The sequence below is a fragment of the Flavobacterium sp. B167r genome (assembly GCF_056824315.1).
In genome coordinates this window covers 1,134,788-1,148,542 of sequence record NZ_CP124859.1, presented here as the reverse complement: position 1 = coordinate 1,148,542, position 13,755 = coordinate 1,134,788, and the positions used below count along the sequence as shown (strand labels likewise).

General features: G+C 32.0%; 13 protein-coding genes. All 13 read right to left on the bottom strand.

Going from position 1 to position 13,755, the window contains the following annotated elements:
• Positions 1-10: 10 nt before the first annotated feature.
• Positions 11-1,471 (bottom strand): lipopolysaccharide biosynthesis protein, encoded by a 1,461-nt coding sequence (locus QLQ96_RS05270; protein WP_482495278.1) that lies wholly within the window; start codon positions 1,469-1,471, stop codon positions 11-13.
• 95 nt (positions 1,472-1,566) lie between these two features.
• Complete coding sequence (locus QLQ96_RS05265; protein WP_482495276.1) at positions 1,567-2,013, bottom strand: GNAT family N-acetyltransferase; 447 nt, start codon at positions 2,011-2,013, stop codon at positions 1,567-1,569.
• Between the two features lie 641 nt (positions 2,014-2,654).
• Complete coding sequence (locus QLQ96_RS05260) at positions 2,655-4,181, bottom strand: AAA family ATPase (RefSeq protein ID WP_482495274.1); 1,527 nt, start codon at positions 4,179-4,181, stop codon at positions 2,655-2,657.
• 7 nt (positions 4,182-4,188) lie between these two features.
• On the bottom strand, positions 4,189-5,019 hold the full coding sequence (locus QLQ96_RS05255; protein WP_482495272.1) for an ATP-binding cassette domain-containing protein: 831 nt from the start codon (positions 5,017-5,019) through the stop codon (positions 4,189-4,191).
• A gap of 2 nt (positions 5,020-5,021) precedes the next feature.
• A complete protein-coding gene (locus QLQ96_RS05250) occupies positions 5,022-5,753 on the bottom strand; it encodes an ABC transporter permease (protein WP_482495270.1) in 732 nt (243 codons plus the stop codon).
• A gap of 86 nt (positions 5,754-5,839) precedes the next feature.
• Positions 5,840-7,654 carry an OmpA family protein gene (locus QLQ96_RS05245; RefSeq protein ID WP_482495268.1) on the bottom strand — a complete coding sequence of 605 codons (1,815 nt, stop codon included), beginning with the start codon at positions 7,652-7,654 and terminating at the stop codon, positions 5,840-5,842.
• 28 nt (positions 7,655-7,682) lie between these two features.
• A complete protein-coding gene (locus QLQ96_RS05240; RefSeq protein WP_482495266.1) occupies positions 7,683-8,804 on the bottom strand; it encodes a hypothetical protein in 1,122 nt (373 codons plus the stop codon).
• Positions 8,804-9,478: a hypothetical protein gene (locus QLQ96_RS05235; RefSeq protein WP_482495264.1), complete on the bottom strand. Its 675-nt coding sequence runs from the start codon at positions 9,476-9,478 to the stop codon at positions 8,804-8,806. Before QLQ96_RS05235 ends, QLQ96_RS05240 begins: the two co-directional genes overlap by 1 nt.
• A gap of 375 nt (positions 9,479-9,853) precedes the next feature.
• Entirely contained in the window at positions 9,854-10,714 is an 861-nt protein-coding gene (gene atpG / locus QLQ96_RS05230; protein ID WP_482495262.1) for an ATP synthase F1 subunit gamma, read from the bottom strand.
• Between the two features lie 90 nt (positions 10,715-10,804).
• The gene (gene atpA / locus QLQ96_RS05225) at positions 10,805-12,382 is read right to left on the bottom strand and encodes a F0F1 ATP synthase subunit alpha (RefSeq protein ID WP_482495261.1); all 1,578 of its coding nucleotides are present in this window, start codon (positions 12,380-12,382) and stop codon (positions 10,805-10,807) included.
• 37 nt (positions 12,383-12,419) lie between these two features.
• Complete coding sequence (gene atpH, locus QLQ96_RS05220) at positions 12,420-12,953, bottom strand: ATP synthase F1 subunit delta (RefSeq protein ID WP_482495260.1); 534 nt, start codon at positions 12,951-12,953, stop codon at positions 12,420-12,422.
• A gap of 4 nt (positions 12,954-12,957) precedes the next feature.
• Positions 12,958-13,458 carry a F0F1 ATP synthase subunit B gene (locus QLQ96_RS05215; RefSeq protein WP_290963757.1) on the bottom strand — a complete coding sequence of 167 codons (501 nt, stop codon included), beginning with the start codon at positions 13,456-13,458 and terminating at the stop codon, positions 12,958-12,960.
• A 90-nt stretch (positions 13,459-13,548) separates the two neighbouring features.
• On the bottom strand, positions 13,549-13,746 hold the full coding sequence (atpE, locus tag QLQ96_RS05210) for an ATP synthase F0 subunit C (RefSeq protein WP_008465835.1): 198 nt from the start codon (positions 13,744-13,746) through the stop codon (positions 13,549-13,551).
• Between the last annotated feature and the right edge of the window lie 9 nt (positions 13,747-13,755).

Below are 13,755 nucleotides of genomic sequence, written 5' to 3'. Positions count from 1 at the left end.
TTAAAACGTCTTATTTTCTTTTCATTATTCCTTTAATAGTATCTTTTTCAAAATGGTAAACCATATACATAAAAATTAAAAGAAGCGGAATTCCAACATAATATTTTTCTCTAAATCCGTAAAATGAGATTATTGAAAATACTATTGAAACACCTAAATAAGCACCAATCTTGTTCATATCGTAAGGAATCGGATAATATTTATTTCCTAAAATATAAGAAATAAGCATCATACTTCCGTAAGCCGAAATGGTCGCAATTGCAGAACCATAATAGCTATATTTCGGAATTAATAAATAATTTAAAATCAAGGTAACAATCGCTCCTACGATAGAAATGTAAGCTCCAATTTTTGTTTTATCAGTCAATTTATACCAAACTGATAAATTATTGTAAATCCCTAAAAAGAAATTTGCCAAAATAATTAATGGCACAACTTTCATTGCTTCCCAATACGATTTGTTTTCTAACAATAAATATTTTAAAACGTCTGCGAAAACAATTACACCTAGCAAAATCAATGATCCTAAAATCACGAAATATTTGGTAATCACAGCATAAGTCTGCGGTGCATTTTCATTTTTTGCATGACTAAAAAAGAAAGGCTCAATTCCTAATCTGAAAGCCGTTGCAAAAAGAACCATAAATAATCCTAATTTGTAACAAGCAGAATACGCTCCTACTTCCGACTTTGCTAAATTTTCAGGAAGCAGATAACCTAATAAAATTTTATCGAAATGTTCATTTACAGCAAAAGCCAATCCAGCTACCAAAATTGGAAGTCCGTATTTCATCATTTTTTTCCAAAGCACTGGATCGAATTTTCGCCCAAGCGAAAGATAATTTGGAGAAAGCACAATAAATGTTGCCAAACTTGCCAGAAGGTTTGCAATGAAAATATAAGCAATCTGGAAATTTTGTACATATAAATTATCCCAAACAGAATTCGGATTTGATTCTGCTAATTTTGGAAGGTAAATCAAGAAAAATATATTCAGTAATAAATTAATTACAACATTTCCTATTTTAATTGCCGCGTAAACCATTGGCCTTTGGTTGGCTCTGAGCTTAGAAAACGGAATTAAAACCAAGGCGTCTAATACTAAAATCCACACTGTATAGGTAATATACTGAACATCGACTTCTGCTAAGTTTGCCAGCGTATTTCTAAAAATCAAACCAGCAAAAAGAAATAAAATAGAAGTCCAAAATATTGAAATGGTAGACGTTGCAATTACATTTTTCTTATCATCTTCAGCACTGTAAAATCTAAAAAATGCAGTTTCCATTCCGTAAGAAAGAACTACGTTAAAGAAAACCATCCAAGACAATACAATCGAAACTTCACCATACTCTGCTGTAGGTAAAATTCCTGTATATAATCTCACTAATAAAAAACTCAGCATTCTTGGTAAAACTGTCGCCAGTCCATAAATTGCTGTCTGCTTGAATAGATTTTTATATAATCCCAAAATATGATTCTAATAATGTTTGTAAGACAAAAATAACCATTTCTTTTGTTTAATGGTGCTTTTGTTGATGCAATAAAGAAAACTTATGTTTGTTTTTAAACAGTCATTTTACTTTCGTCTAAGATTTTTACAAAATGAAATCCTTTTGGAGCATAGCCTTGATTGTAATAAAATCTATGAGCACCAAAATTTCCCGTAAATGCATCCAAAACTATACTGCTGCAATTCAATTCTATCGCTTTTTTCTCGACAAAATCGGTAAGCATTTTTCCAATTCCCTTAGATCTATATTTAGGATTAACAACAAAATTGTCAATCTCAAGATATTTTCCTGTCCAAAGTTTTGTCGCTGACCAACAGCCCGTTAGACCAAGACAAATCTCATCTTCAAATATTGCGATTTGAATATAATTATGTGGAAGCATTTCAGAAAGAAATGATCTATATTTTTCAAGAGATATATTCGGATATAAAAATCGAATCGTATCTATTTGAGCCTCCATATCTTCAATGGTAGTAAGCTCTTTTATTTGTAAAGTCATCGTTTTAAAAATAGAATTCAAAAATACTTAAAATATAGGCTAAGAAAAATAGAAGTTATATATGAAAAAATAAATTTTAAAAAAAGAAGAATTTTTGTACAAACTGTTTTATAAAATACTTATCTTTAAACCATTATAAAATTATTTCATAATACAACATGTGAAATATATAAAATTTAGTTAAAAATTGTGTAACATTTTTTTTACACACTTCTATTAAATTTGCTTCAAAGGGAATGAGAAAGCTAAATGCAACCCTTTAAAAAAAGAAAGCACTGGGACTAATAAAGCTTGTTTGTTCCCATAAAAGACAAAGCACAAGGGATTGATTCAGCTGTAGTAACCCTTTAAAAACAGAGCACTGGGACTAATAAAGCTTGTTTGTTCCCATAAAAGACAAAGCACAGGGATTGATTCTGCTGAAATGTAACCCTTAAAAAAACAGAGCCGTGGGACTAATAAAGCTAGTTTGTTCCCAAGAAAGACAAAGCACGCAGATTTATCTGTCTATTTTTATAAAATGGTAGTGATTCTCAACTTAATTGTAAATTGAGAATCACCATTTTATAAAGTTATTTAAAGAAAGAATAAAACTTCCAATAAAAAGAAAAGCCAGCAATTTAGCTGGCTTTTCTTTTTATTTACTTCTCCTTTATTTCAAAATTAACCTTTCGTTCGGTTTCTTTAGGTTCGGGGATATCTTGTTCGGTAAGGGTTTTCAAATCCTTATTGGTGACTTTTTTTAACTTTATAATTCTATTGGCTTGATTTTGAATGCATTTTTCAAATAAATTTCTAATTACTCGTGCATTTCCAAAACTCTCATTTTTAGTTTCGTATAGCAATTCAAAAGTATCAATCAGTTTTTCTTTTGCATCTTGAGATACAATAAAATCCGATTTTGAGCAAAATGCTTCAAAAATTTGAAATAATTCTGCAGGTGTAAAATGACTAAAATAAAAATACCTGTTAAAACGAGAACGAAGTCCAGGATTAGATTCTATAAAAATCTTCATTGGCTCAGTATATCCGGCAACCACAACTGCTAAGTCATCGCGATGATCTTCCATTCGTTTCAGCAATGTGTTTACCGCTTCTGCTCCATAATCATTTCCAAAAGCATTTTGTGTTAAGGCATACGCTTCATCAATAAACAAAACGCCGCCCAGACTTGATTCAACGGCACTATCAACTTTTGGAGCTGTTTGTCCTACGTACCCTGCAATTAAACCTTCTCTATCTGTTTCATACATCTGTCCTTTTGACAAAAAACCCAAATGTTTAAAAATTCTGCTTAAAAGTCTCGCCACAGTTGTTTTACCAGTTCCTGGAGGTCCAAGAAAAACAGTATGCAAAGTAATTTCAACGTTTTTCAATCCTTGTTTGGAACGCTTTTTTTGTATTTCCAGCAAATTAATAAGTTCCGAAACGTCTTTTTTAATTTCCTCTAAACCAACTAAACCGTTTAATTCTTGAAGCACTTTTTCTAAAGTGTCTTTTTCTGGCAGATCGTCAATTCCTTTTTTATCTGTATTGGTGTCTTTTAAATTCAAACCAAAATAAGCAGTTAAATCTTTTGTGTTTTCAAACTTTTTATCAAATGCAAAATGAATGAAATTTTGATATTTAAACAGAATTCCTTCTAAATAAATATTTTTGTTTTCAGATGCTATTTTCGCAAGCCAATATTGATTTTCATTCGAATTTGAAAATACTATTTTGTTTTCTTTTTTAATTTTAATCAGATGGTTTTTGAAGTTTTCTGTAAAAATCAGCTGATTCAATTCCTTTACAGAATTTTCGTTTGCAAAATGTTTGTTGCGCAATGCATCATAATAATAGGCCAAAACAAATTCTTGCTTTTCGCTTTTTTTCTCTCGTTCTCTTTCATAAATATCAATTGCATCCGAAAGAAAAAAATGCTCGGCTTTGAGTAACAAACCTCTTGAAAAAGCAGGATCTACCTTTTCATTTATTTTTTGAATAAAAGTTGTATCCCGATTTAAGGCATCGCAAATTTCTAAAATCTGCTTCGTTTCTTTATTCAGTTCTATAATAAACGAAGCCGTAAAAACGGCTTCATTTGGAGCAATATTAGTTTCTAAATATTTTTTTAGAGACAAGAATGATTCTTCTAAAATCGATATTGGATTCTTTTTATTTTCCATAAACTTTTTAAGAATTCATCATTTGATGTATAATTTCTTTTGATAATTTTAAGTGATCGTCGCAATATTCTTTCCAAGATAATCCCATGTCTCTTAGATCATATTTCGCAACAATAGTTCCGTAATGTTCTTGTTTTCCATTAATTGTCGGATACCCAATAACATAAATAGTTTGTGCTAATTCTATTGCTAATTCAATATCGTGCGTAGAAAAAATAACGGTATTATATTCTGACGATTTACCTAACAGCTCGAAAGATTTTTTTACTTCTTGAATATTTCCAACATCCAATCCAGAAAAAGGCTCATCTAATACAATAAACTGATCAGATGAAAACAATTGTTCTATAATCGCAGTTCTTTGTCTTTGTCCGCCAGAAAGTTCGTTAGGATATTTGTCTTTGCAATTTTCTAAACCCCATTCTTTTAAATACTTTTTAATTTTTTCATCTTTTTCAGTATTCGAAAGTGACGTTTTTCTTAATGAAAATTTCAAAGCCTGAGTAACTGTTTTGTGTCTAAACAAAGTATACTTTTGATCTACAAAACCAATATCGCCTTCCTTTACAGATTTAGCTGCGTTTGGTTCTTTATTTTCAAAATCTCTAATTAATATTTTTCCTGAAGTTGTAGGAATCAATCCTGTCAAAGCTTTAAAAAAAGTTGATTTTCCTCTTCCTGATCTTCCTACAAAAGCAATAACTTGTCCAGTGCAATCTTCTCCTTCGCGAACTACGTCTTTTTCTACAAGATTTATATCTTTTATAATAACAGCATCGTCGTAGGCAACGCTAAGATTTTCAACATACAAAAGCGTTTCTTTATATTCGTGTTTCATGATTATATTTTTGAATATCTAAATACTGCTTTTCTCAAGAAATTTATTCCTGCATCTAAGCCAAGACCAATTAATAAAATGATTATTTGAAGTGCAATAATTCGTCCTGTATTCATGAATTTATCAGAGTTTTTAATTAAAAAACCTAATCCTCCAGAAGCCACTACAATCGATTCAACCGTTACAAGCATCATCCAAGTAATGGCAAGATTTTGTCTTATAACATCGATTACATAATCTATTCTTCCTAAAATGATAACTTGCCACAACACTTCTAATCTTGTACATTTTAACATTTTAGCATGGTCAAATTCTTCTTGTGGAATATCTTTAATAACTGCAATTAATGATGTTGTCAAAAAAGTAGTCAGGAAAATTACTAAAATCCAAACCTGCATTGATCTCGCATCATGCACTACCATTGTGATATAAAATGAAAGTCCGGTAAAAGGTAAGAATCTAAATTTTGTAATAAATTCAGACACTGGCTTTAATAACGGGATTGGCCATACGTATGCAAATAATAAAGAAATTATTGTGGCTAAAAAAATTGAAATGAAACATAAAGACAATGAATTGAAAATATGTACGACCAAACCTTCTCGATACAAATCTTGAAAACCTGTTAAAACCTGAGAAGGAGAAGGAAAAAGATGTTTTTCACCAGCTGTTGCCACAAACCAAATAACAATCAAAAGAAGTAACCAGCCTATTAAAATAAGCGTTCTGTTCATCTTTGATATTTTTTCAAAGGGAGTTAAAAATTTTATCATATTAATTGCAAAAGGCTATCTATAAACAGATAGCCTTTTATTGTTTTTTATTTTAATAAAGTAATCACAACTCGTCTGTTTAATGCTTTTCCTGCAGCAGTATTATTATCTCCAAGAGGATCATTCTGACCTTTTCCATCAACTAGTTGGAAACGATTTGCAGGAATACCTTTTTGTTTCAAATAATTTACAACTGCCTCTGCTCTACTTTTTGATAAAGCTAAATTAGAAGCTGGATTTCCAACATTATCCGTATGTCCAACAACAGTTAATTTTGTGTTTTCTGCCTGAACTAAAAGATTGTAGATTTTTTCAACTTCTTTACTAGATGAGTTTGAAATTTCCGCGCTTGCTGTATTAAAATTAATTTTCCATTCTCCAGAAGCTACAACTTCAGTTGCCTGAACACTATAATCTGCTTTATCTGCAGACGTTGATTCAATATCATTGATGTTTTTCAAGAAAAATAGGTTTACCGCTTGATCGTAAGGAACAACTGCGCCAACGTTTTCATTAAATCCAAACGGATTCAATTCTGTCAAATATCCTGAAACTTGATTGTAAACTGATTTATATCTGTTTACACCATCAGACAAACCATAATATTGCATTGCATCAGCATAATTAAATACTTTTGATCCCCCCATATTATAAGTCAATCCGCCTTTTGTTCCTTGTTGTCCCTTGAACATTTTATACCAATATTCTGGAGTTTCAAGTTTATACGTTGCAGCAACCGCTTCTGAAGCTCTTACTTTCCAATCTTCATAATTTTTCATTTGGTTTGAAGCCGTCAATGCCGATTTCAAAATATTTGAAACGATATCTGGATTTTTAACTGCCCATTCTTTTACACCAATAATTGTAGTTGGCATTTGGTTATTAAACTCTTTTGTAGAAACGATATCAACAAAACCTGTCAATTTATCAAAAACCGTTTTGTCTCCAGGAGTCCAAGTTGCACAACCATCGATTTTTCTGTTAACCGACTTTCCAGTTAATTTCCCATCTACAACTTCTTTCAAAGTTACTGTCCAGCCAGTTGTCTGAGATTTAATTAATTCTTCTGCCGATTTAATATAATCATCATTTTCTGAAGGATAAATATTTACTGCATCTGCATCATAAGTTGTTGGATCAGGATTTACTTTTAATCCATTTGCAAAACAATAGTTAACTGTTGTAACCCAGTCACCATCTCCAAGAACTGCAGAAATAACCGAACCTTTCATAGATTTTGGATCTGATTTCCAGCTTGGAGGTCCAATCAATTTATCTTCACCATAACTCATACCTACTGCTCCCATTACTTGTAGGTGGTATTTATCTTTTCCGTATTTTTCGTCAAGAGATTTTTGAACAGAACTAATGTAAAATGGCGCACCGTCACCCATAATGATAACTGCAAAAACACTTTTCTCTGAAGATGGAAAAGCTTCTCCTTTATCAAATTCTTCGATAAATTTCATCTGCATATTACGCAATTCAGAAAGCCAGTCTTGACGAATAATTTCAAGATTAACTCCGTTTTTTTCCATTAATGACCCTTTTGTTGTTTTTGGACCACCATTAGAAACTATAATTCCTGACTGAGCATTCCAAGCATACGCACCAATTCTAACTAAAGGTTTGTTTGCAACCTCTGAAGAAAGTTCTGTTGATGGAAGCGGAATTTTAGCCGCATTAGTAACATTATTAACATCAGTCTGATTTAACTCAATACCATCCAATTGTTTTGAAACCGCTGTTTTAATACCTGGAGATAGGTAGTAAACTCCTCCTAAAATTACCCCGATTCCAACAATAACGATTAGTAATTCAGAAAGTGTTGTTAACTTTTCCGTACGTAAAATTTTTCCCATTTTTATTTATAAAATTAAAATTATTGTATTAAAAAATATCTCCAAAACCACCACTAGATAATTTATCTTCTTTGGTCATTTTGTAGTTTGGACTTGTATATTTTGTTGAATCCGGAATTGTATTATCGCCTGTCTTGATTTCATCTGCCAATGAATCTAATCTTGAATAAAGCTCATCGTTATCAACAGAATATTTAGAAGTCAAGGCATCAATATCGATCAAGTTCTCAGAAGTTTTAGCAATATCCTGTGCAATTGTAGAAGTTACTACTTCAAGAGCATATTCTAATTCCCAATCTTTAGTAAACAACATAGCACTTTTTGCGCTTTCAGTTGCTTCTTTAGCGTTTCTTGCAAATTCATATTCCTTTTGAAGCATTTTCACAGTCACATCAAAATCAGCAATTTTAATGTCAATAGCTGTTCCTGCTAAAGTTAGTTTACGATCCATTTTACCTAAAACATTCGCACGAACTCCATATTTTTGGATGAAACTTTTGCTTTGCTCGTATTGCGTTGAAACTCTTTGAGAATCACTAAGTTTTCTGGCTAACTCACTTTGTAAAGCTACATACTCGTCTGTATCTTTTGCAGCAACACCATTAATCTTAACCATTTCATCCATCGCAGATTTTAATCTTTCAGACTGACGTTGCAAACTCAATACATCTTCTTGAAATTGCTTTGCTTCTTTTTCAGATTTATTGGCCTCAATTTCCATTTCATTTTTAAGACCTTTCAACTTTGCTTTAGTGTTCTTAAAAACTTCACGGTTTTTGATCATCTTTTGTTTTTGCTCTTCCAATTCATTAAAAGGATTACTTTGTATTAATGCTTTATGAATGTTTTTTGTTGCAAAACGTAATGCTTTCATTATCACAGGAGCCATCATCACCAAAAAAACTAAAAAAACGCCCGTTGCAGATAAGGCAATTGCCTGACCAAGCATAGTAAATAATGGCGGGATAATATAAGTCCAGACCAAATAACCTCCAACTCCTAATAGTCCTAATGCTAAAGCCAAAAACAATGACTTTTCTCCTTTTTTAAGTACTCCAGATTTTAAAGCAATTTCACCTTTTGACTCGTCAAAATGTTTTAGTATTGGCAATGTTAAAAGAGTGCTTTTTTCTTGTGCGAATTTATCCATTATAAATATTGATTAATTCCTGTAATTACAGTATTGATTGAGGTTAATATTTTTTGTTTTGCTAAATTATTGGCTTCCATTTTTAATTGAATTTCTGAAAGCTGTTCCATATTTATCGGATCAATTTTTTGAAGTTCTATTTTTTTCGCATCTAATTCTTTTTGAAGTTCAACGATTTTTGCTTCCAAATCGGCAATGCTTTTAGATAAATTGTATTTATCTTTAGTAATCGTATTATCTAATTCAGCTTTTTTTGTTTTACCAACTGTATCATATTTGGCATAAACTTTTTCAATTTCTGAGATATAAAAACTTCCTTTTTGCAAAAGAAATTCCTTCGTTAAGTCTGGTTTTATAGACTTACCCATAGTAAAAGCCATCTGGTAACTTTGTGGGTTTGTTACTCCAACTGCCACCACAGATTTATAAAGTTCAAAAAAATCAAAACCTGCTTCATTCAAAGATTCAAAACCTTTGTCATAAACCTCGAAGATTTCATTTAAAAAAGGATTTGTCAATGCGCCAGCTGGAACTGATTCTGCAGCATGATCTGGAAATTTAGTATCCGATTTTGGTAAAATAGGCGCTGCCGGCTGAACTGGAGCCGTACCTTCTGAGTTATTTGTCTCATCATTGATGAAAAGACTTTTCCAATTAAAACTTTCTTTTGCCATGTTTATAGTTAATCAATTTTTTTATACCTTTTTGGTTGTTAAATGTTATACGAAGAAAGTGTTAAAAAGTTACTAATTTGAAAGGCATAAATATATACTTTTTACAATTAAAAATGTAACTATTTAATCTTAGGTCAGTTAATTATCATCTAAAATTTAAAAAAATATAATGTTTTTTATCCACGTATTTTTATCTCTGTAAAAAACAAGATTTCAAAAATAGTTAATAAAAATTGGATTAATCTATAAAAACAACAATTTATTGTAGGTTTTTTACACTTAATTTAAATTCTCGTTTTTGATTGAAAATCTTTGAAATAAAAAAAAGAGCCAACATAATGTTAGCTCTTTTAATATAATTCAATAAAATATTTTTTATCCGTTCAAAGCTTCTGCTCCACCAACAATCTCTAAAATTTCATTTGTAATAGCAGCTTGACGTGCTTTATTATAAGTTAATTTTAATTGGTTTCTCAACTCAGTAGCATTATCTGTTGCTTTGTGCATCGCAGTCATACGTGCTCCATGCTCAGAAGCAAATGAATCACGGATACCTTTATACAATTGTGTTTTTAAAGACTTAGGAATTAAAGCCAATACAATTTCCTCTTTCCCCGGTTCAAAAATATAATCTCCAGTAGAAGTTGCTGCATCAGTAGCAATAGGTGCTAAAGGTAAAAATTGCTCTACTTGAACAATCTGAGTCGCAGCATTTTTAAACTGATTGTATACTAACTCAATTCTGTCGTATTCTCCAGTTAAAAACTTTTGAGTTAAATCATCTGCAATTCCAGCAACATTTTCAAATGTCAAATGATCAAAAATTGCATTATGATGACCGTGGATTTTATGTGTTTTAACTAAAGCATCTCCTCCTTTTTTACCAATAGCAAAAACGTCGACTTGCTTACCAGCATAAAACTCAGTACGATTTTTAATCTCTTTAATAATATTTGAATTGAAAGCACCACATAAACCTCTGTTTGAAGTTACAGCTACCAACAATACTTTTTTTACTTCACGTTGTGTAGTGTAATCTCCTCCAACTTCACCTTCAAGTGTAGCAGAAAGATCTTGCAATAACTCCGTCAATTTCTCGGCATAAGGACGCATTGCAGTGATTGCATCTTGTGCTTTCTTCAGCTTTGCAGCAGAAACCATTTTCATAGCCGATGTAATTTGCATCGTCGATGAAACGGAAGTAATTCTATTACGGATTTCCTTTAAATTTGCCATCTATTAATTAGAAAATGTGACAATTTTAAAATTAGATAATTAGAATAATGCTTGTACATTTTCTAATTATCTAATTTACCAATTATCTAATTAGTTATATTTTGCTGAAACTTCTTTTGCTGCTTTCTCGATAACATCTGTAATAGCGTCATCCAATTTTCCAGCTTTCAAAGCGTTAAGTGTATCTTTATGTTTGCTGTTTAAGTAAGCTAAGAAATCTGCTTCGAATTCTTTTACTTTACTTACAGGAACATTTCTTAATAAGTTTTTAGAACCAGCGTAGATAATTGCTACTTGGTTTTCAACTGTATAAGGATCATTTAAACCTTGTTTCAAGATTTCAACGTTTCTTTTTCCTTTTTCAATTACGTTTAAAGTAACAGAATCTAAGTCAGAACCAAATTTAGCGAAAGCTTCTAATTCACGGAATTGAGCTTGGTCTAATTTTAAAGTTCCAGAAACTTTTTTCATTGATTTAATTTGAGCATTACCTCCAACACGAGATACAGAGATACCTACGTTAATTGCAGGACGAACCCCAGAGTTGAACAAATCTCCATCAAGGAAAATCTGACCATCTGTAATAGAAATTACGTTTGTTGGGATATATGCAGAAACGTCACCAGCTTGAGTTTCAATAATTGGTAATGCAGTTAATGAACCACCACCTTTTACGATAGACTTAATAGAATCTGGTAAATCGTTCATGTTTTTAGCGATACCATCATCCGCGATTACTTTACAAGCACGCTCTAATAAACGAGAGTGTAAGTAGAAAACGTCTCCAGGGTAAGCCTCACGTCCCGGTGGTCTTCTTAATAAAAGAGAAACCTCACGGTAAGCAACAGCTTGTTTAGATAAATCATCGTAAACAATAAGAGCTGGACGACCAGAATCTCTGAAGTATTCTCCAATTGCAGCACCTGCGAAAGGAGCATAAACTTGCATTGGAGCTGGGTCAGAAGCATTAGCAGCAACGATAACTGTATAAGCCATTGCTCCTTTTTCTTCTAACATTTTTGCAATTCCTGCTACAGTTGAAGCTTTTTGCCCAATTGCAACGTATATACAGAATACAGGTTTTCCTGCATCGTAAAATTCTTTTTGATTTAAGATTGTATCGATACAAACAGTTGATTTACCTGTTTGACGGTCACCAATAACTAGCTCACGTTGTCCACGACCAACTGGGATCATAGCATCAACAGCTTTAATACCTGTTTGTAATGGCTCAGTTACTGGTTGACGGAAGATAACTCCAGGAGCTTTTCTTTCTAGAGGCATTTCGTATAAGTCACCACCGATTGGTCCTTTTCCATCAATTGGAAAACCAAGAGTGTTAACAACACGTCCTACCATTTGCTCACCAACTTTAAGAGAAGCAATACGTTGAGTTCTTTTTGCTGTAGATCCTTCTTTAATTCCTGTTGAAGGTCCTAATAATACAACACCAACATTATCCTCGTCAAGATTCAATACGATACCTTCCATACCGTTATCAAATTCTACTAACTCTCCATATTGTACATTAGATAGCCCGTAAACACGAGCAATACCGTCTCCAACTTGAAGTACTGATCCTACTTCCTCTAGCGTAGCGCCAGATTCAAAACCTTCTACTTGCTTTCTTAATATTGCTGAAATTTCAGCAGGTTTAATTTCCGCCATCTTAATTTATAATTTAGACACTTTTTGTGTTATAAAACTAATTACTTAACTCTCTTTTTAATACTTGTAATCTGTTAGCAACTGAAGCGTTGTACTGATTATCTCCTATTCTCAAAATAAACCCGCCAATAATTGAAGGATCTACTATATTTTCAATTGTAATTTTTTTATCTGATAAAGTTGCAACTTTAGCCAAAACTTTAGCTTCTAAATCAGCATCCATAGGAATTGCTGTAGTAACTTTTGCTACTTCAACTCCTTGATTTTCATCAAATAATTTATTGTATCCTAATGCAATTGCATCTAGAATTTCAAATCTTTTGTTTTCGTATAATAAACGGAATAATCCTTTTGTCACTCCATTTACACTTGAGAAAACTTCTAAAAGTGCACTTTCCTTAACTTCAGCTTTTGTAGTTGGGTTTAGAATAAATGTACTCAATTCTTGATTCGTTTCAATTGCATTTGCAATTGACTTCATATCGTTATTTACAGCTTCGGCAACACCTTTAGAGTTTGCTAAGTCCAGAATTGCTTTTGCATAACGAATTGCTGCTCTTGTACCTGCCATAATCTTAGTTTAACTTTACATCACCCAACATTTTCTCAACTAATTTAGTTTGAGATTCTTTGTTAGATAATTCTTCTTTTAATAATTTTTCAGCAATACTCAATGATAGAGAAGAAACTTGAGATTTCAATTCTGCCATTGCAGCATTTTTTTCGCTTTCGATAGCAGCTTTAGCTTGCTCGATCATTTTTTGACCAGCTTCTTGTGCTTCGTTTTTAGAATCAGCAATCATTTTCTCTTTCATTTCGCGAGCTTCTTTCAACATCGCGTCACGTTCTGCACGAGCTTCATTCAAAATTCTTTGATTGTCAGCTTGTAAATTTTCCATTTCTCTCTTTGCGTTTTCAGCAGAAAGCAATGCATTTTTAATACCTTCTTCTCTTGCAGTAATAGATTCCATAATTGGTTTCCAAGCAAATTTTACTAAAAGCAAAATTAATATTACCAAGATTAAAGCCTGCCAGAAGAATAATCCGAATGAAAAATCGTTAATTAACTTATCCATTTTATATAACTATATTAAATATTTAATTTCTTTTTTAAAAGTAACAACATCTTTAACCAACCGTTAAAGATGCTGTTATTTCTCTCTTTATTATTTTCCTAAGATTAAAGCAGCAAATGCTAAACCTTCTAATAAAGCCGCGATAATAATCATCGCAGTTTGAATTTTACCAGCAGCTTCTGGCTGACGAGCAATAGCGTCCATAGCAGATCCACCGATTTTACCTAAACCTAAACCTGCACCGATTACTACTAAACCAGCACCTACTAAAGTTGGAATTGTTCCCATAACTATTTA